19 protein-coding genes are annotated in these 20,248 nt (G+C 44.0%); 5 read left to right on the forward strand and 14 right to left on the reverse strand.

Annotated elements, in window-relative coordinates:
* Nucleotides 1-3: 3 nt before the first annotated feature.
* The 14 genes from hemN to KCV26_10640 all read right to left on the reverse strand — a co-directional run bounded on the left by hemN (nt 4) and on the right by KCV26_10640 (nt 11,354).
* Complete coding sequence (gene hemN, locus KCV26_10575; GenBank protein WZX35749.1) at nt 4-1,368, reverse strand: oxygen-independent coproporphyrinogen III oxidase; 1,365 nt, start codon at nt 1,366-1,368, stop codon at nt 4-6.
* Nucleotide 1,369: 1 nt separating this feature from the next.
* Nucleotides 1,370-2,617, reverse strand: coding sequence for an MFS transporter (locus KCV26_10580; GenBank protein WZX35750.1), 1,248 nt, complete (start codon nt 2,615-2,617; stop codon nt 1,370-1,372).
* A gap of 7 nt (nt 2,618-2,624) precedes the next feature.
* Nucleotides 2,625-3,995: a TonB-dependent receptor gene (locus KCV26_10585; protein WZX35751.1), complete on the reverse strand. Its 1,371-nt coding sequence runs from the start codon at nt 3,993-3,995 to the stop codon at nt 2,625-2,627.
* A gap of 19 nt (nt 3,996-4,014) precedes the next feature.
* The gene (locus tag KCV26_10590; GenBank protein WZX35752.1) at nt 4,015-4,620 is read right to left on the reverse strand and encodes a Plug domain-containing protein; all 606 of its coding nucleotides are present in this window, start codon (nt 4,618-4,620) and stop codon (nt 4,015-4,017) included.
* A 66-nt stretch (nt 4,621-4,686) separates the two neighbouring features.
* The gene (locus KCV26_10595) at nt 4,687-5,628 is read right to left on the reverse strand and encodes a TIGR01212 family radical SAM protein (GenBank protein WZX35753.1); all 942 of its coding nucleotides are present in this window, start codon (nt 5,626-5,628) and stop codon (nt 4,687-4,689) included.
* Nucleotides 5,629-5,732: 104 nt separating this feature from the next.
* Nucleotides 5,733-6,173, reverse strand: coding sequence for a DUF4252 domain-containing protein (locus KCV26_10600; GenBank protein ID WZX35754.1), 441 nt, complete (start codon nt 6,171-6,173; stop codon nt 5,733-5,735).
* An 18-nt stretch (nt 6,174-6,191) separates the two neighbouring features.
* Nucleotides 6,192-6,716 (reverse strand): hypothetical protein, encoded by a 525-nt coding sequence (locus tag KCV26_10605; GenBank protein WZX35755.1) that lies wholly within the window; start codon nt 6,714-6,716, stop codon nt 6,192-6,194.
* Nucleotides 6,700-7,221 (reverse strand): RNA polymerase sigma factor, encoded by a 522-nt coding sequence (locus KCV26_10610; protein ID WZX35756.1) that lies wholly within the window; start codon nt 7,219-7,221, stop codon nt 6,700-6,702. The genes KCV26_10605 and KCV26_10610 overlap by 17 nt, the downstream gene beginning before the upstream one ends.
* A gap of 90 nt (nt 7,222-7,311) precedes the next feature.
* Nucleotides 7,312-7,992 (reverse strand): ABC transporter ATP-binding protein, encoded by a 681-nt coding sequence (locus KCV26_10615; GenBank protein WZX35757.1) that lies wholly within the window; start codon nt 7,990-7,992, stop codon nt 7,312-7,314.
* Nucleotides 7,973-8,956 (reverse strand): hypothetical protein, encoded by a 984-nt coding sequence (locus tag KCV26_10620; protein WZX35758.1) that lies wholly within the window; start codon nt 8,954-8,956, stop codon nt 7,973-7,975. The genes KCV26_10615 and KCV26_10620 overlap by 20 nt, the downstream gene beginning before the upstream one ends.
* Before the next feature lie 88 nt (nt 8,957-9,044).
* Nucleotides 9,045-9,614 (reverse strand): hypothetical protein, encoded by a 570-nt coding sequence (locus KCV26_10625; protein ID WZX35759.1) that lies wholly within the window; start codon nt 9,612-9,614, stop codon nt 9,045-9,047.
* A 136-nt stretch (nt 9,615-9,750) separates the two neighbouring features.
* Nucleotides 9,751-10,251, reverse strand: a complete 501-nt coding sequence (locus tag KCV26_10630; GenBank protein ID WZX35760.1) for a sigma-70 family RNA polymerase sigma factor — start codon at nt 10,249-10,251, stop codon at nt 9,751-9,753.
* A gap of 147 nt (nt 10,252-10,398) precedes the next feature.
* Entirely contained in the window at nt 10,399-10,818 is a 420-nt protein-coding gene (locus KCV26_10635) for a hypothetical protein (protein WZX35761.1), read from the reverse strand.
* Entirely contained in the window at nt 10,776-11,354 is a 579-nt protein-coding gene (locus KCV26_10640) for a signal peptidase II (GenBank protein WZX35762.1), read from the reverse strand. Before KCV26_10640 ends, KCV26_10635 begins: the two co-directional genes overlap by 43 nt.
* A 251-nt stretch (nt 11,355-11,605) precedes the next feature.
* Between KCV26_10640 and KCV26_10645 the strand changes: the two genes are divergently transcribed.
* From KCV26_10645 to KCV26_10665, 5 genes are all read left to right on the forward strand, one after another.
* Nucleotides 11,606-12,169, forward strand: a complete 564-nt coding sequence (locus KCV26_10645) for a DUF1282 family protein (GenBank protein ID WZX35763.1) — start codon at nt 11,606-11,608, stop codon at nt 12,167-12,169.
* 64 nt (nt 12,170-12,233) lie between these two features.
* Nucleotides 12,234-12,686 carry an SsrA-binding protein gene (gene smpB / locus KCV26_10650; protein ID WZX35764.1) on the forward strand — a complete coding sequence of 151 codons (453 nt, stop codon included), beginning with the start codon at nt 12,234-12,236 and terminating at the stop codon, nt 12,684-12,686.
* Nucleotides 12,683-13,624 carry a nucleoside recognition protein gene (locus KCV26_10655; protein WZX35765.1) on the forward strand — a complete coding sequence of 314 codons (942 nt, stop codon included), beginning with the start codon at nt 12,683-12,685 and terminating at the stop codon, nt 13,622-13,624. Before smpB ends, KCV26_10655 begins: the two co-directional genes overlap by 4 nt.
* 18 nt (nt 13,625-13,642) lie before the next feature.
* On the forward strand, nt 13,643-17,323 hold the full coding sequence (gene metH, locus KCV26_10660) for a methionine synthase (protein WZX35766.1): 3,681 nt from the start codon (nt 13,643-13,645) through the stop codon (nt 17,321-17,323).
* A 23-nt stretch (nt 17,324-17,346) separates the two neighbouring features.
* Nucleotides 17,347-20,229: a DEAD/DEAH box helicase gene (locus KCV26_10665; GenBank protein WZX35767.1), complete on the forward strand. Its 2,883-nt coding sequence runs from the start codon at nt 17,347-17,349 to the stop codon at nt 20,227-20,229.
* Nucleotides 20,230-20,248 lie beyond the last annotated feature (19 nt).

The following is a 20,248-nucleotide window of genomic DNA, read 5'->3' on the forward strand; positions in this document are numbered from 1 at the left end:
TCATTATATCGGTTTTGAAAATGTTTTATCCGATTGCAGCAAAAGCTTGTCGAGCGATGCCGCTACATTTCTTACAAACGGAGATCCTTTTTGTTTCATTCTTATTTCCTGTTCAGACCACTCAGTGATGCCGTCATCAGCAAATTCCTGTAATTTTTTTTCGTCGTACGTCGTTGCAGATTTTACTTCTGCAACAGATAGCTTAACTCTGTCGGCTATTTCTTGCCAGTTTATCCTGTTATTACACATAAGATCCGTGATGACTTCGCGTAAGATTTGTTCTTCTTGGCTAAGCGCATATCCTTTTTTTACCGGAATATGTCCTTTGTTTATGGTTTCTATGTATTCGTTTATGCTTTTGGTATTTTGTGTATAAGCAGAGGTAAGTTGCGAAATGGCTGTGGCGCCAAAAGCATAAACCTGTCCGGTTGTACGTCGGGTACAATATCCCTGAAAATTTCGATGCAGTGTATGGTTTTGTCGGGCAATGGATAATTCGTCGTTTTGTTTGACAAAATGGTCTATTCCTACTTGAATATAGCCGGCGTGAAGCAATAGTTTTTGTGCATTTTCGTAGATGTTACTTTTCAGTTCGTCCTGTGGTAATGGATTTCTTTCGAGAAGTTGCTGCCGTGGAAATATATGCGGAACGTGAGCATAAGAAAAAGTTACAAGGCGGTCGGGAGAAAGTGCGATGGCTTGTTGAATTGTCTCTTCGAAGCTTTCCGTTGTTTGCAGGGGCAATCCGTAAATAAAATCGAAATTGATGTGAATATTTCTGTTTCGCAGCGCGGTAACTATTTTATCGATAGGGACTTGGGGTGCTTTACGGTTACAGGCTTTTAATACTGCATTGTTGAAGTCCTGAATGCCAATGCTTATTCTGTTGAATCCTGCATCTGCCAGCAATTCAAAATCGTGCTCGTCCATGTATCCCGGATGACATTCGATGGCTATCTCGGGGTTGTCAATGCATTCGAATTTTTGCAGTAACAACGAGTTGATTTCCTTAATGTAAGATAATGGTATTGCCGTGGGCGACCCTCCACCAAAATGAATTTGCGATATTTTTCTCCCGGGGCTTATCTTTTCACAGACCAAATTTATTTCTCTTTTTATGGCGTCCCTGTATTCTCTTACCTCTTGCTCTTGCTGCATAGGAAAAGAGTTGCATCCGCAATAATAGCACATTCGTTTGCAAAACGGGATATGGATGTAGAAAGAGAGGTGATTGGGTTCTTGAGTGTTGGAGTGTGTAATAGCTTCCCAAAATTGAGACTCTGCAAAATTATCGTGAAAGAAATTTGCAGGCGGATAACTGGTATAGCGGGGTACAGGAGTATTGTATTTTGAAATTAAATGATCCATTTTATTCGTTATGTGAAGTATTTGGAATTTGTTCCATTTCAAGTTTATCCATTGAAAAAGGAGGACGATAAAACCACACGAAAACGAACGAAATTACTGCCAGAGAAATCTCTAATGCGAATAATCCGTCGTATCCGAAAATATCTCCAATTCGTGAACAAATAATGGCAACGATCATAGAACTTAGATGCGTAATAACAATTTGCATAGTAAAATCAGTACCTTCCCTGCCTTCTCGCACAATGTCCATCGATGTGGTATAAACTATAGTGGAAGCCATACCGTAAGTGCCCCATACGAGAGCAATTCCTGCCATTATTGCCACGAGACTGTGGACGTTTCCCGAAGCGTGCACCCACAGGAAATAGCTTGCCGTGGCAACGATAAGCAGCGATATGATTCGTCGTGATTTTTTTCGCCCGATCTTTCGGATAAACAGCCCCGAAAGGAACGAACAGAAGATGCCGGTAGCCGTTCCGAAAACACCTATCATTGCCCCGATTTCTTTCATATCGTAGCCCAGATCTACCATCAACGGCCGGAGAATGGAGAGAATGCCGATCACTCCCGAATAAAACAAAAAGAGGAATAACACGTGTTTGCCAATTCCTTTCTGTTTAAAGAACAGGTACATGTCTTGTGGGCGAGCCTTACTTTTATTTTGCCGTTCGCGTAATCTTAGGTTTATATTTAATTGCAGTGGAACAAGCGCCAGTAATACAAATATGGCAACCCACGGTAGCATTTTACCCCATCCGATTTGCTGAAAGAGCAGTAGGAGGAATCCCCCGCCTACCATGCTTCCTGTAAACGAACCCATAGACTGCATGCTGTTGAGCAAGCTGTTATCGCGGCGTTCAAAAGACCTGGCAGCCAACGCATCTGTGGCAATATCCTGAGTAGCCGATGAAATAAATGCAAGAAGAATCAACCCGATGATGAGCGTGAAATTTGTTTGCAGGTTGAGCATAGCCACAACAAAAATGAGCAGGGCGTAGACTATTTCCGAACCCAAAATCCATCGCTTGTAATCGTTTATGCTATCGCATTTTCTATCGATTATCGGTGACCACAGAAATTTCATGATCCACGGCAACTTTATTAGTTTCAGCAGCGCGATGGCCACGAGAGAATAGTCGCCTTGCCGCATTAAGATAGGTAAAACCGAAGAGAAAAAGCTCATCGGAATGGATTGGGCGATATAGAGTGTGAAAAAGGTAAAGAGATTGTACGATTTATCTATTTTCATTTTTGCTTCAGAAGTTTAAAGTCAAGCTGATCCCAACGGATAAAGGCTTGCCTTGTTTTCCACGTTTTCGTCCGCCTACCTCAAAAAAGTAACCTAAATATTGAGTGTTGGTGATGTTTTTTCCCCAGAGTGAAAAGCTTACATTGCCGTTTCTTGCGGTTACGCTTGTATTAAGTAAGCCATAGAACGGTTGTTGTACGGTATTGCTCTCGTGCCAGAACATTACACCAATACCGGTATAGTTTGCGTTAAAACTTATTTCATCGGAAAATTCGTTGGTTGTGTGGATCGTATAGTCAGCGTTTACCGAAACTGTATTACGCGGGACAAAAGGTAAAAACTTACCGCTATAATCGATATCATTACTGTATTGATATTTCGTAAACGTTGCATGCGTAAAGCCGTATGCGACATCTATCCCGAAGTTTTTAAAAGGGGTTGCGTTAAGTGTAGCTTCAAATCCTTGGCTTACAGAACTACCGGCGTTAAATATTTTTATTCCTTGTTGGTCCAGGTGTTGCTTAATTTGTTGATTGTAGGTGTTGATGCAAAACAGAGCTACCTCTGCAAAAAGTTTTTCGGGTATGATCCAACCCTTGCTTCCCAGTTCATAGTTCCAACTGTATTCGGGTTCGAATGTCCGTTGCAGGGGTGTATCGAAAACGGTATTAAATCCGCCTGTTTTATAGCCTTTTGCAACGGTAAGATAGAATTGTGATTGATGAGTGGGTAAATATTGGAGTGATGCTTTCGGTGTCCATTGTGAAAAGGTAAGTGGCGAATCGAAATCGTTAATTAATTGTGCTTCACTCTCGATTATTTTATGTTCTTCGTGAATAGAATTTGCTTTCTCATAATCATACCGTAAACCGGCTTCAACACGGAGTTTAGACGTAATGTTGAGTGTGGATTGATGAAACAGGGCAATTCCCCGGCTATAATCATCGTATCTTTTTTCGAGTTTATACTTTGGGGTCCTCAAGTTCATAAATACATCGGTAGCACGATCGATACCGTGGTTGAAAGCAAACACGCCAAAATTCCATCCGTAAATATTGTCGTCAAGTCCTTTCAAGATGATTTCTTCGGATATTAGTCGTTGTTTTTCTGATTGAATGGCAAAATACAGATTTTTGGGTGAGCCGTCCTGGTCAACTTCATACGTATCGTTTAAGTGTTGAACGGAGGTTTGCGATCTGATGGCGATGTAATCGTTGTAATAGCTTATCTGAAGGCCTCCATCGTATAGTTTTCGTTTATAATAGCTGGGATGATCTGTGCTTACAGAATCAACGAGAAGTGTTTTGTTATTTACATCTCCATAAGAAAAAGCACCTTGGTGAGCATTCTCGAAATTATTAGTTAGGCGGATATTCATTTGTGGTAAAGGCCGCCATTCAAAGCGTGTATTTACAGAAGCTGAACCTAGATAATTGGCCTTTTTCCCCGTATGAACATTTGTGATGTGACCGCCGTAGTAATTGTAGTTTCCGGCAATGCTGTGGGCGAATTTGTCGTTCGCTTTGCCGAGATGAGAAAGCGTAACGGAAGTTTCGTCGTAACTCCCGTAGCGAAGTTGAAGACGGGTGCCTTGATAGCGGAAAGGAGAACGAGTTGATATCGAACGATGATTTTTCAAAATGTGGAATTCCATCAACATACATCGCTACGCCGGGAGTGTTTATAAGCGCACCAACACCTCTGATGAAAACCGAGGAGGTGAGGCGTGTGTCGCGGTCGATGATCATAAAGTTGGGAATAATTCCGGTAAAACCTTTCATTTCGCTGATCTGTTGCCGCTCCATAAGTTGTGAGGTAACCACGCTTGCCGCCATTGGCCTCATGAGTTTGTTGTTTTCATGCTTGAATGTGGAAACCACCAACGTATCTAAGTTGTAATGTCGTAGGGAGTCTTTTTCAATAGCAGAAATTGGAATGATAAGGTAAAGAAAAAGGAATAAAATACCGCTTTTTTGTAGTGAAAACGATTTTCTAAAGTGCATTTGATTTGTGTATAAATTTTAAATTCAACGTACAAAGTAAATGCGTTTTTGTTAAAAAAAAAATCACTACTTGTAGTGATTCTTATGGGAGTGGAGTTTTCCCTGAAACGTATTTTTCCCCTTAAATCGTTTCTTTACTTTTTCTGTCAACTCATAATTTTTCAATCCCCAATCAGGTGCAATAAGCAGTGATTTTGGTGATTGGGACGCAAATCGTTCAATATAAAAATCGGGATTCAGCCGTTCTGCGAAATCAACGCATAAATCCACATACTCTTCAAGTCCGAAAAGGTGAAACGACTCTGGAAGCAACCTGAACTCTTTGGCCATAGCCGTCCCTCTAATAATTTGTAACTGGTGGAGTTTTACGGTTGTTAGCGGTAATTTTGAGATTTCTACGGCGTGACTTAGAATGTCTTCATCTGTTTCTCCCGGTAACCCCAGAATTAAATGTACACCTACTGGAACTTCCCTTTCTGCTGTTCTTGTAATGGCTTCAACAGATTCCTCCCAGGTGTGTTGACGGTTTACACGCTCCAGCGTTTTATTTAATGTACTTTCTACTCCATATTCGATTAAAACGAACGTTTTTTTGTTGAGCTCTGCAAAATAATCCAGCAACTCATCCGGCATGCAATCGGGCCGGGTGCCTATGATGATGCCCACAACATCAGGATAGGCAAGCGCTTCTTCGTACATCTCGATGAGTTTTTGTATGCTGTCGTATGTGTTGGTGTACGATTGAAAATATGCCAGGTATTTCATTTCGGGATACTTGTGCGAAAAGAAGTTAATGCCGTCAGCCAACTGTTCCGATATGCTTTTTGTCGGTTTGCCATACCCCGGACTGAAGCTTTGGTTGTTGCAGTAGGTACATCCTCCGCGGCCCTTGCTTCCATCTCTGTTGGGGCACGTAAAGCCGGCATTGATGGAAATCTTTTGAACTTTAAAGGGAAATCTCTGCGTGAGAAATTCTGAAAAATCGCGGTAGGGTTTGGTTGGTTGCATCTGTTGACCTTTGGTTGTTAAACGGACAAAGATAATTAAAAATAAAAAACGGAAACACGATATCGCATCCTATTTCCGTAAAGTGTTTGTATTTAAAAGTAGAGTTATTTTCTGGGAGCGTATACATTCAATGTAACCATAATGTTGCCGGGATTTTTTATAAAACTGACTTTTGCTATCCCTTTATCGGTATTTTTCTCATACGTTTCCACCCTGTTTTTCCCGTTTCTTACGATCGAAACCTGTTCGTATTTATCGGCTTTGAGCGCGTTTTCCACTTCCCGGGTAAAACTTTCGTCCAGCGATTTGTCGGCCGAATTCAACGTGAGCATTTGACGTCCCAGGCTTGTTGTCGATTTGTCGAACACCCAGACGTCTACGTTTCCGGCATCGTTCAGCCTATCCATCATGCTCGCTTTTTTCTGATACACATAATTGAAACGCTCATCCTCCATATATTTGTCGAACAACTTTTCGAGTTGTTGAGCCGATGCTCCGGCAACAAAAACGGTTGCCAAAAATAAAATTGAAAGAATTTTTTTCATATTTGTAGGGTTTATAAATTATTGTTTCACAGATTCTATATAATTGATTTTTTGCGATAAGTCGTCAAAGATCCTGTCGGCATCCATTTCGGTTTGTATGACATTTGCTTCTACAATCGGTTTATAGCTGGTGCGGATGATTTCATCGGCTTGCATAAACATTTTATCGGCGTATTGTTGCGCCTTTTGCGGATTGGTTACTTCATTGCCGTTTATGAAAACCAGGTAATCGCCTGACGGTATTCCTACTTTGTTTTTATACGGAAACAAAGTAACGACCAGGAGAGTAACTGCAGCGATACTTGCTGCAGCGATCCATAATTTCCAGATTGGAAACGGTTTTTTACGGTTCTTTTCTGCCGGAATTTCAAAAAAAGGAGCAGCAATTTGTTTTTCTTTATCGAAAGCAATAAACAGGGGTTTATATATTTCGTGCTGAGGCAAAACGGTACTGCTCCGGAAATATTCCTTCAGCCTGCTTTCCTCTTCGGGCAATGTCTTGCCTTCAAAATAATTGTTCAGTATGTTATCTATGTTGTTCATAAAGCAGTTTCTCCTGTTGTTGATGAGTCAGAATCATTTCGCGGAGTTTTTTTCGGGCTCGCGACAGGTTTACGGTAACGGCATTCTCCGTTATCGACATGATTTCGGCAATTTCCTTAACCTCCATCTCCTCCACGTCTTTCATCCGGACAATGGTTCGTTGCATCTCGGGTAGCAAGTCAATCATCCTGCTGATGGTGTTTACCGTATCGGCCTCCTCCGTAAGCTGATGCGGACCGGGTGCAGGGTATGTCGCGTTAGCAGGAATTTCCCCGTTGGGTTGTTGTTTTCGCAGCCAATCAATGCACAAGTTTCGCATCGATGTCAGCACAAAGGCCTGCTGGTTTTCGATTATTTCCAACTGCCCGCGCTTTTCCCACAACCGCATCATCAATTCCTGATAGGCATCCTGCGACAGGCTTTCGTCTTTTAATACCGAGCGTGCCATGCGATACAGCTTATCGGAATAGCACAGGATTTGATGTTGAAATTGCTGAGCGTTCATACACATATATAGACGGGAAGCCGGAAAAAATCTTACACCGGTTGGCGGATTTTTTTTCAAAATGCTTGCCGGTTTTGACTTGGCCGGTATCTAAGTTATGGAGAACAAGTTTTTTACTCTTTCTTCGGCTTCCCGTTGAAACTCTTTTTCGATATCCGATAGCGATTCGGTTCTGAAATAAGCGCTTCCGTTTTCCAGGGTAGTGAGGGTGCCGGAAATTCTCAGAAGATGCGAGATGTCGTGCGAAGAAACAAGAATTAGCGAATCGGAATGTTTCATCTGTTTTAAAATCTCAGATAAATATGCCGATGATTGAATATCCAGTCCGTTGAAAGGTTCATCCAACAGCAGCAAATCGTTTTCCTGAAGAAAGAGCGCCAGCAGGTGCAGCTTTTTGAGCATTCCGGTGGAATAGTTTTCGGCGTATTTATCGAGCGGAAGTTCAAACAGTCGGTTCAGTTGCAGCATCTTTTGCCTGTTTTCCCTGCGGTTTTTTGCCGACAGACAAAAGCGGATAAATTCGTATCCGGTGATGCGCGGGAACATGTAGGGGTTGGCGGATAACATACCGATGGATTCGATGTTTTTCCGTTCAATTTTCCCGCGGTACGGAGTATTGCGGGCAATGCAGTTGAAAAGCGTGCTTTTCCCCGCGCCGTTTTTCCCGATGATGCCGTTTATCGTGCCGGAGCGGTAGCGAAGATTCAGGTTTTCCAACACCCGGACATCGCCATATTTCTTGCTTAACGATTCAATAATCAGTTCTCTCATTTTCGGTAAAATAGAGGTGGGTCCTTTTTTTAAAAAAATGGTAAAGCCCGAGATGATAAAAAGGAATTAACGCCAAGCCGTATTGCGAGATGGTTAATGCGGCCTGAACAGCTATTCCCACGAAAAAGAACAACGATGCCAATATCATTGACGGGTAAAAAATGTATTTTATCCACAATAAATTCAGGCTAATCAGCAGGATGCACAGGAACGACAATGCGATTGCCGGCCATTCCGAAGGGAACAGCGGCAGCAACAAAACGGCAGGCGGCAGTGCGAATATGGTGGCGCTCACGAGGGTTTCTTCCGTTGTCCGCTTTCTAAAACGTGAGCCGTTCAGATAAATGCCGATGAAATCGCTTCCTTCTTTTTGCAGCATTACCGTTATGACGGAAACGAAAACTCCGCCGTTATAAACTACAATGGCCAGGTTGAAATTTTCGTGGATGCGTGCGATAACTGAAATTGCGGCGATAAACAGCCAAACCGCCGGTAGAAATACCCGGAATTGCGAATGCCACAGATAGGCGCTTTTCGGGAAAAAGGGGGACGGCAGGGCGGGTAGTTTTATGGCGGTTTTTCGTTCTTTTTGCACAGAAAGCAGTGTATATGGCAGAGCGACGGCAATGGCTACAAACCAAAAAAGAATGTGTGCGAAAAGAAACGGCAGTGTGGTAAGTAAAGTGTCTGTGAGCAACGAAGCGGGGTAGAGTTTCGGGTATTGATTCAGCAATTCTTTTTTGTTGGCGGGATATTTCAGGCGCGTGCAAACGAGCAGTTGAAGCATTGCCGCCACGGAAAGGGACTTCCCCGTTACGGGAATATCCGCTTTTAAAAGAAACCAGCTTGTCGAAAGTGCGAAAATGGACAAAAGAATAAGGTGTACAGGTGGAATTTCCCGCACAGATCGTTTCAAGGTGGTCAGTTTGAGCAGAATAATAAGCTTGAGTTGATTGATAATCATTGCACAAAGGTAGTGTTTTTTTATAAAGTAGGCAGACGAAAAATCGCCTGCCCGTGAAAAAGGATAACGTAAAAACGAAGTGAGAACGTTATTCTTTTTCAAATTCCTTAAGGTCGAAAATGCTTTGGTGGAGGTTTTTTAGCCGTTTAATATCGCGCGTACCTATAAAGACAATTAAAAGAAATGTTGCTAAATACGCAACTATTGCTATTTCAAGTCTATTGTATTGTACAAACAAATCGTAATAAATTACAATGGTCCATGCGAAAATAATAATAGACCAAATGTATGCTATAATTGTAGAAATATAGGTATATCGCTTGTATTTTAATAAAAATTTCTCAAGTTCAAGTGTTTTTGTTTTGACAGACATTTTTTTTGCAAATTGAAGCGACCAAAAAACACTAAAACCAATAAACAAAAAAGCACAAATTAGAATGAAATAAAATAATATGCCATCTAAATTTTTCTGTTTTTGTACTATAAAAAGAAAGGGAATTAAGATAAGAGCAGAAATTGAGGTAAAAAGATTGTATGAATTGATAAAATCAATCTTCTGTCTTACCGCATTTTCCATCAACCGTTTGTTAATAATTTTCTGTTCATCAAGCCTCTTATGTAAAATTTCCCATTGTTGTTTCAGTTGTTCGAGTTCCATATTCAAAAAGTTTAAAGTTTAATGTTTATAATGATAAATACATAGACATCGTTTTCAAATTTTCCGGACAATTCGATGTCGTTTTTTTGTGTCGCATCTGGCCGATTTTGGTCTGAGGCGTAGGGAGTTAAATGCGTCAAACGGTTAATTCGTCAGATGCGACGGAGGCCATTGTTTTCAGCTTTTCCTTTATCCGCAAAAGTTTTACGGATACGTTGGAAACGGAGATGCCCATTATTTCGGCAATTTCAGCATAACTCATGTTGTCCAGCCAAAGCAGGATAAGTGCCTTGTCCAATATGCCCAGCTTGTTGATGAGCGTGTGCATCCGGTTTAGTTGCCGGCTCTGTTCGCGGTCGTCATCCAGCATGTCCAGGTCGATGGATAGCGGGATGGTTGCCGCATGCTTTTTTGTCATTCGGAGCGACGATATGCACGTGTTGATGCAGATACGCGAAATCCACGTATTGATATTGCTTTCGCCGCGAAATTGAGAAAATCCCTGCCACAGGCGGATAAGTGTTTCCTGAAAAAAGTCGTTGGCCTCGTCGCTGTCTTTGGCGTACATGTAGCAAATCATGTACATGTTTGTTTTGTATTGCTTGACAATTTTTTCAAACTCTTTTTCGAGATGCATCGTTCACTTCGTTTATTTGTTAGACGCAAAAGTGAGTGAAAAACTACAACTTTCAGCGGAAAAATTTCGGATGTTTAGTCAAGAGTGTTACGTTATGAGGGCTAGACATAATAGTAATTATGAACAGTATTTTACTGGATTGTAGGTTTATATTGATTCCAATGCATTTTTTATTTTCATAATATGCATTTCCCGCTCCATAGAGTATGTTTTGCTTTTTAAGTTACTGATGGTATAAAGCTGTAGCGCTTTCTCTAAATATTCCTTAGATGGAGAGGAATTGTCTTTAATGCCTAATCCTAAAAAAAATCCAGCCAACTCGTCGGTGTTCTCAACATTGAACCCGTTGAAACTGTCTAAATATTGAATGGATTCATCCATATCTAAGGTGAGGAATTTATCAAACTCAAAATTCAGTCCGTTGAGCAAGATGTCTTTAGTCTCTTCCATTTGTTTATTGACAGTTATGGCTAAATTCTCTTTACCACCAAAAAGTTTCTGCTTTATAGCAGTTAATACAAGGCCTATCTTTTCGATTTCCAGTAGGAGATAGTCTCTTCGTTCCATCGTTTTAATTTGGTTTTTGAATATTGAATTATATCTTTCGTTTTAAAATGCTTTATTTGTTTATTATGCTTGTGTACAAAAATAATAAATAGAATTGCAAAACAGTTGAGATATACATCTTTAAAATCAAAAATAAAAAGAGGTTTCAGGTAGATAAAGTCAAGGATGCCGTTTTCCCAGATTATGTTTCCGATTAACGCGCATACAAATCCGGATATTTGAAATACAAGTCCGGTATCGAGAATTTTTTCACGGTCAATGGTATTTTTTTTTAAGAAATCGTGTAGAACAATAAAAATGGCTTGAGCAACCAAAAACAAAATTATATGAAACCAAAATCCCAAATTTATATTGAAGTGTTTGTATAGCAACGAATTTAAATAGCTGTGTTTGCTGTTAAATACAGGTTTAAACTCTAACAACCCCGGAATAATTTCGAATTTGATATCTAGGAAATAAACGTTTATGATAATCTTAACTGCTTGGTCTATGGCGATTAAGAAAATAATCCAAAAGAGGATTTGTTGTTTTTTCATTTAAAAATCGTGTATGCACATGTACAAAGATAATACCTTATTTCTCAAATTCTTTATTTAACTGGATTTGTGTTTTAGTTTGTTATAATGAGATTTGTTCTTATTAGACGCCAAATTGCGAAAAAAACTACAGGGATTAATAAGATATCACTCGATTATGCCACAACCTTACTTAAAAAAGCATTGGCTGGTTTGGAACAATCGCACTTCCGCAAGAAATCATTACCTTTGCACTTCAAAATCAAAAGGTAATGTTTGCAACGATCATTAAAACGATTTATTGTTTAATTGCTTCACCGCGAAAAGGATGGAGAAGAATTTCTGATAGAGATACTGGACAACAGGATTTTATCAACAACTTCCTGTTTCCCGTTTTTGGGTTCATTGCCATTCCTTCTTTTATTGGCGGAATGTGGCTCGCCGATAACGGTGGAATCCATTGGGCGTTAAAACAGGTGGTTATCGTGGTGTCGGCGCTTTTTGGCGGATTTTATCTGGTATCGTATGCATTAAACGAGCTTTTCCCTAAATTTGGGTTAGGTAAAAAGTTGCATGCCGCACAATTATTTGTGGGTTATTCATCGGTGGTGCTATACCTCTTGTTTTTCCTGATACCCCTCTTGCCGGGAGCTGTTTTTTTGTGGTTTGCTATAATTTATACGTTGTATATCGTTTACGCAGGTGCCGGTGATTTTTTACACATGACGGCAAACAAAAAGTTGAGTTTCACCGTTATTGCATCATTGCTTATTGTTGTTGTACCTCTGGCAATAAAAATATTATTGGAATTTATGATAAATTTATTGCCCGGTTAAGAAAGCTATTCACTCAACAAAACAGTCTGAAGTCTGACATTTGATCTCCAATAGTCTCAAAGAAATGAAACAAGCACCCATAAATATAAAAAACAAACGGGCCACGTTTGATTACGAACTGCTCGAAACTTACACCGCGGGTATTGTGCTTACCGGAACCGAAATAAAATCGATTCGCCTTGGCAAGGCTAGTCTGGTGGATACCTATTGCCTGCTTGAGAAAGGCGAACTCTGGGTGCGGAATATGCATATCGCCGAATATTTTTACGGAACCTACAACAACCACGTGGCACGGCGCGACCGAAAACTGTTGCTGAACCGGAACGAATTGCGAAAGCTTACCCGTGCGACCAAGGAAACCGGATTCACGATTGTGCCCATACGATTGTTCATCAATGAAAAAGGGCTGGCAAAGCTGGTTATTGCGGTGGCAAAGGGAAAAAAGCAATACGATAAACGGCAATCGCTGAAAGAGAAGGAAGACAAACGCTCAATGGACAGGATGTTTAAAAAATGAATTTTCTCAAACAGATACTTTTCCCGTCTTTCAGAAAATCAGGAAGTACAACGATATGGCTGCTCAAAATTATTTTACCCATCTCGTTGCTGGTTCGTTTTCTTGATTATTTTGGGGCTTTGGCTTTTATTGCACAGTTCCTTGACCCCGTTTTCCTGCATCTCGGTTTGCCCGGAAGCACGGCAATTATATTCATCACCAGTATCTTCCTTCCCCTCTATGCGCCGTTGGCAATTATAATGTCAATGACGGTGACGTTGCGTGAACTGACTATTCTGGCATTGATGTGCCAGATAGCGCATAATTTACCCGTAGAAAGCGCTATCCAGGCAAAAACGGGCACATCGTTCTGGTCCATGTTTTCCTTACGGATTGTTGTCAGCATATTGGTCGGGGTGCTGCTTAACCTGATCCTTCCGGCTGATATGGGAATGCCCTTGTTCGTCAAGGTAAATGCTGAACTGCCAACCTCTGTTGCAGACGTGCTGGTGCTGTGGTTGAAGGGTTCGGTTCAGATGGCATTGCTGATATTCTTCATTGTTACCGTTCTGAACGTTATTTATAAGTTGTTGGAACAGAACAACATGATAGTAAGGTTGTCGAAAGCTATTGAATCTGTTTTACGTTTTTTCGGTCTGTCGGAGAGCACCGGATTTCTTTGGCTTATCGGTTATATCGTTGGGCTGGCTTACGGTGGAGCGTTGATGATTGACCAGATGAAGGAGGGAAAAGTAACGCGGTCGGATGCCGAATTATTAAACTACCACCTGGCGGTTTCCCATTCCGTCATTGAGGATAATTTATTGTTCGTGGCGCTGGGAGTATCGGTCTGGTGGATATTGGGTGTAAGGTTGGTGGTAGCCTGGCTGGTGGTTTGGGTTCGGCGGATTTTTTTAAAAATGAAGCGAAAAGCCATGTATTCGTATAAGAATATTTAATTTGACATTTTGTTAAGCATGAAAATAAAAGAAATTTTAGAATCCCGCATCCTCATTCTTGATGGTGCTATGGGAACAATGATACAACGTTATAAGCTCACGGAAGAGGAGTATCGCGGCGAACAGTTCAGGGATGCTGCGAAGCTGCAGAAAGGGAACAACGATTTGCTTTCCATTACGCAACCGAAAATCATTGATGAAATTCACCGCAGCTATCTGGCTGCTGGAGCCGATATTATCGAAACCAACACGTTCAATGCCAACGCCATTTCGATGGATGATTACGGAATGGCTCATCTGGTACGGGAAATCAATGCTTCAGCGGCTCAGATCGCGCGAAAAGCCGCCGATGAATTTACGGCTCAAAACCCCAGGAAACCCCGTTTTGTTGCCGGCTCCATTGGCCCCACTAACAAAACTGCATCGATGAGCCCTGATGTGGAAAACCCGATGTACCGTGCCGTAACTTTCGATGATCTGCGCGATGTCTATTACGAACAAATTGACGCCTTGGTGGAAAATGGGATTGATATCCTGCTGATCGAGACCATTTTCGATACGCTCAACGCCAAAGCTGCTCTTTTTGCGACTCACGAAGTGGGGAAAAAAAGGGGCAGGAATATACCTGTCTCCCTCTCAGTAACACTTTCGGATAAGGCAGGAAGGACACTGTCGGGACAAACGATAGACGCTTTTCTTGCATCGGTAAGCCACGCCAACTTACTTTCGGTGGGGTTGAACTGTTCGTTCGGCGCATCGGATATGAAACCCTATGTGAAGCAGCTTCGCCGCGTTTCACCTTTTTACCTGAGCGCTTATCCCAACGCAGGGCTACCCAATCAGCTTGGAGAGTACGATGAGACACCCGAAAAGATGGCCTCCCAAATCCGGGAGTTTATCGACGAGGGATTGGTAAACATCGTTGGCGGTTGCTGCGGAACCACTCCCGAACACATTGCAAAATATGTCGAAATCGTAGCGGATGTTGTGCCACCGGCTCCTGTAGAACAACCCCGGTTGATGCGTCTTTCGGGCCTGGAAGAATTTGTGCTGACGCCCGGAATTAATTTTGTGAATATCGGGGAACGGTGTAACGTAGCGGGCTCACGCAGGTTCTTGCGCCTGATTCAGGAGAAGAAATACGAAGAAGCCCTGCAGATTGCCCGTAAACAGGTAGAAGACGGTGCACAGGTCATCGACATAAACATGGATGATGGGTTGCTCGATGGTGTGCAGGAGATGACCCGTTTTCTCAACCTGCTAGCATCCGACCCGGATATTTCCCGTGTTCCCGTGATGATAGATTCATCGAAATGGGAGGTGATAGAGGCCGGCCTGAAATGTATGCAGGGGAAGTGTATTGTCAACTCCATCTCTTTGAAAAACGGTGAAGTGGAATTTCTGGAGGAAGCCGGAAAGGTAATGTCGTACGGTGCGGCAGTTGTGGTAATGGCTTTCGATGAAAAAGGACAAGCGGATACCTACGGCCGGCGCATCGAAATTTGTGAGAGAGCCTACAGGTTGCTTGTCGGGAACGGTTTTCCTCCTCAAGACATCATTTTTGACCCGAATGTGCTAGCGATTGCTACGGGAATGGAAGAACACCGCAATTACGCCGTAGACTACCTGGAGAGTGTGAAATGGATAAAATCCAATTTACCGGGAGCTAAGGTGAGCGGAGGAGTGAGTAACCTCTCTTTTTCATTCCGGGGAAACAACTATGTCCGGGAAGCGATACACTCGGTTTTCCTCTATCATGCCGTTCAGGCCGGAATGGATATGGGAATAGTCAATCCCACAGAATCGGAGTTGTACGAAGATATACCCGCCGAAGTAAAAGAATTGGTGGAAGATATCATTTTCAATCGCAGGGAAGATGCCACGGAGCGGATGATGGAGTATGCACAGAGCATCAAAAACAAAACCCCGGAAGAATCGAAGGAAAAAGTGCTCGAGTGGCGATCCCTGCCTCTCGAAGAGCGGTTGAGTTATGCTCTCGTGAAGGGGGTCGGTGATTTTATGGACGAAGATATCGCTGAAGCGCTTGCGGTATATCCACGTGCTGTGGATGTTATTGATAAGCCGCTGATGAAAGGGATGAACGTGGTAGGCGATTTGTTCGGCTCCGGGAAGATGTTCCTTCCGCAAGTGGTTAAAGCTGCCCGAACGATGAAAAAAGCTGTTTCCATACTTCAACCTGTTATCGAAGCTGAAAAGTCGTCAGGAGCAGCGCAAAAAGCCGGGAAAATCGTGTTGGCTACCGTGAAGGGTGATGTGCACGATATCGGAAAAAACATCGTTTCCATCGTGTTGTCGTGCAACAATTACGAAATTGTGGATTTGGGGGTGATGGTCCCGCCCGAAAAAATTATCGAAACCGTTATTCGTGAACAACCTGATATTGTGGGATTGAGCGGACTAATCACGCCCTCACTCGAAGAGATGGCTGTTGTTGCGGCTGAAATGGAAAAAGTCGGATTCCGGATGCCTCTGCTCATCGGTGGTGCCACCACGTCGAAGTTGCATACGGCCCTGAAAATAGAGCCGAAATACAGTAGGGGAGCAGTGGTATATGTTAAAGATGCATCACAAAGCCCGGGAGTGGTGGCGAACCTGTTAAATCATGAAACGAACGGAAATTATTCCCAACAAGTGCGTGATGAATACGCTGCCCTTCGCGAAAACAGTACGGACAGAAAAGTAGAACTGGTTTCACTTGAAGAAGCGCGGGAAAACGCATATAAGATTGACTGGGAAAATTTTTCTGCCGAAAAACCCCGGATGATGGGAAGAAAAGTGATGAAAAACGTTCCGGTAGAGGTTATAATTCCCTATATCGATTGGAAGTTTTTCTTCCACGGATGGAACCTGTCTGCCAAGTTCGGCTCTGTTGCTAACTCGGATTTCACAGTGGAAGGACGCAATGCCTGGATGGCAAAATTCAAGGACGACGAGCAGGAGAAGGCCGGCGAAGCCGCAAAATTGTACGATGATGCACGTCGTTTGCTCAATAAGCTGGTGAATGATCGGGCAGGATATATCCATGCTGTTTTTGGCCTGTATGAGGCATACAGTGAAAACGATGATGTTTTGGCTGAAGGTGTTCGTATTCCCATGCTGCGCCAGCAAAAGAAGAACGATAAAAACGAATACTTGAGCCTGAGTGATTTTATTGCGCCAGCCTCATCCGGAAAAAAAGATTATGTCGGCGCTTTTGCGGTTACTGCCGGAGATGGAGCCGATGAGCTGCTGCAAGTTTATGAAGACGAAGGTGATGAGTATTTGGCATTATTGTTGAAATCATTGCTCGAAAGGCTGGCCGAAGCAGCAACCGAGTGGTTGCACCACATGATCCGGAAAGAATACTGGGGTTTTGCGGAAGATGAAAACCTGTCTGTTGCCGATATGCTGGCTTCAAGATACCGGAGCATTCGCCCAGCGGTGGGTTATCCGTCCATTCCCGACCAAACAATGAATTTTGTACTGCACGATATGCTTAGAACCGATGAGATCGGAATTTCGTTGACGGAAAACGGAATGATGAATCCACCGGCATCGGTCAGCGGTTTCATTTTTGCTCATCCACAATCGAAATATTTCGTTATTGGCCCTGTCTCCGAAGAGCAATTACACGATTATGCCCTTCGCCGGAACACGGAAACGGAGAAGATAAGGAAATTTTTATCCGCAAATTTGTAATTCGAGAATAAAGTTTTTTTTGGATGTCCGACCGTCTTATTGTAACCCTTGCCCTTCATCCTAAATTCGGTTATCTGTTGCAACCCGTTTTTGCGTCGTTCGACACCGGAACCGGAGTGTACGCCATTACCGAAACGGCTCATGGCAGCGGTTCGAATTACGAAAACCTGTCGGAGGATGAAAAGAATATTGTGAATGCGGCGGGACGTTTTTCCGACAAGGCGCTGATGAAAACCTACTCGCATGAAAAAGACGAGGCCGCTTTCCTGCAAAAAGTCGCTCCCGAAACCATTCAAACCTATATACGCCCTTTCATCGAGGCGCGGCATAAAGAAATGCTGCTTACCCTGCGCGATACTTCAACACCGCTGTTTCTGCGTGAAAAAATACGCGAACGCGAGTTTTCGGAAGACCGGGCTATCGAGATTCTGGCTTGCCCGTCGAAAATGATTTTCCTTTTCCGCAACGCGGCCACGTTTACCTACTCGGCGCGTGTGCGAAACGGCGGTGAGTCGGTGGCGCTTTTCGGGAGATTTTTTGCGCCGCTTTGCGCCAAACCCGCCCAAGCGGTTATCGGAAACCGGCTGCATTACTTTGAAGATGTGGATGAGAAGAAATTGCGTCCCTTTTTCGTGAAAAAGCAGGTTGAGGTGTCGTCGCGAAACGTTCCCGAATATATCCGCAAATTTGTTGTGCCGTGTGTGAAAGAGTTTGATGTGGTGGCGGAGGGATTTTCCGTGTTTGAACAGACGCATCGGCCGGTAGCTGTTCTCACGCTTGAAACGGGACTGGACCTGATGCCGGTGCTCAACCTGAAATTCCGGTACGGGAAACATCTTTTTGCTATCGACCTTCCGCGAAAGAAAGAAGTTGAACTGCTGGAACAAAACGGCGCGTTTTCCATCGGATGGTTTTTTAGGGACGAGCCGTGGGAACAAAACTGTGTTGATTTGCTTCTGAACAACGGGTTGATCCTCGGCCGAAACAATCAGTTTGCCGTTTGGGGCAATGAAGAAAGTAAAACCGGCATCGTTGAATGGATTAACCGCAATGGAGCCCTGTTGAGGTCATTCGAACTGAATCAGTCGCTCGGGAATTACGTTTACTATACGGGCGAAATTAACCTGGAGTTTGCCGTAAACGGGAAAAGGGACTGGTTTGATGTGTATTGCTTGGTTCGCTTCGATGATGTCGAAATTCCACTTGTCCGCTTCAGGGGGCACATCCTTAACCGCATCACGGAATATCTGTTGCCCGACGGGCGCATTGCCGTGCTTCCGGCGGAATGGTTTGCGCGGTTCGGTGAACTGTTTCGTTTCGGGCGGGCCGTCGGCGACAATATCCGCCTTGCCGGCTACCATTTTCGCGTGAAAGAGTTGGCCGAAAAAGGCGCGTTGCCGGATGAGGAACCGGAGAGCACGATGCTCACGGCCGAAATCCCCGGCGGGTTAAATGCCGTGCTGCGTCCGTATCAACGGTACGGCTTCCGATGGTTGATGCAATTGCAACAAAACCGTTTCGGCGGATGCCTGGCGGATGATATGGGGTTGGGTAAAACGTTGCAGGTCATTGCGATGTTTTTGTGCAATTACACCGGCGGTGAGGCATCGCCGGGAAGCAGGGCGCCCGTTCAGCTCTCGCTTTTCGAGGCGCCCGTTGCCCTTGGCCGGGCAGCAAGCGCCGAGTTTCCCCCGTCGCTTGTCGTGATGCCTACTTCGCTTCTCCACAATTGGTCGAATGAGTTGAGGAAGTTCGCACCGGAGCTGTCCGCTTATGTGCATGCGGGGGCGAGTCGTTTTCGGGACGAGGCTTTCGCACGGCAGTCGAGCCGTTTCCCGATCGTTCTCACTACATACGGAACGGTGCGGCAGGACATCGATTTCCTTCAACATTTCGATTTTCATTACGTGGTGCTCGATGAGAGTCAGAACATCAAAAATCCCGCCTCACAAACCTTTTTATCGGTGAAACGGCTTCGTTCCCGCCACAGGCTTACACTCACGGGCACTCCGGTTGAAAATTCGCCTACCGACCTTTGGACGCAAATGGATTTTTTGAATCCGGGGATTTTGGGTCCGCTCGGCGAGTTCCGGAAACGTTTCCTCATCCCGGCACCGGAAGAGAATGGAGAGGCAGTCCGGTCGCTCCTGAAAATTATTTCGCCTTTTATCCTGCGACGTACCAAGGAGCAGGTCGCGCCGGAATTGCCGTCGCTGACCGAAGAAATCCGCTACTGTGAGATGAGTGAAGAACAGACCGAACGGTATAACCGGGAGAAAAACAGAATCCGGAATACCCTCGTCAAACAATTCTCGGAGGGGAGCCGGAGAATAGGCCTTTCTACGCTGGCAGGCCTGATGCGCCTGCGGCAACTTGCCAATCACCCGGCGCTTGTCGACTGCGGTTTTTCGGGACAATCGGGCAAGTTCGAACAGGTCATCGACACGGTTGAGACCCTTTTTCAAGAAGGGCATAAGGTGTTGGTGTTCTCATCGTTTGTGAAACATTTGCAACTGTTTGCCGATTATTTCGATGCCCGCCGGTGGAAATACGCCTGGCTCACGGGACAGACTATCCGGCGTGAGATCGAAATAACGGAGTTCAACTCCAATCCGGAAGTGCGTGCTTTTTTTATTTCGCTTAAAGCCGGGGGAACGGGACTGAACCTCACCGCCGCCGATTACGTATTTATTCTCGACCCCTGGTGGAACCCGGCAGCCGAGATGCAGGCCGTCAGCCGTGCCCACCGTATCGGGCAGGAACGGAAGGTGACGCTTTACCGGTATATAACACTGGGCACGGTGGAAGAAAAAATCCGCCGTTTACAACAATATAAGTCCGCCCTTTCCGATGCGCTTGTTCGCCCGCAACTCACGATGGAGGAGGCGGAAGAGCTTCTCCGGTAAAAAAGTGGGCGGCATTTTT

This window comes from Petrimonas sulfuriphila, assembly GCA_038561985.1.
Classification (GTDB): domain Bacteria; phylum Bacteroidota; class Bacteroidia; order Bacteroidales; family Dysgonomonadaceae; genus Petrimonas; species Petrimonas sulfuriphila.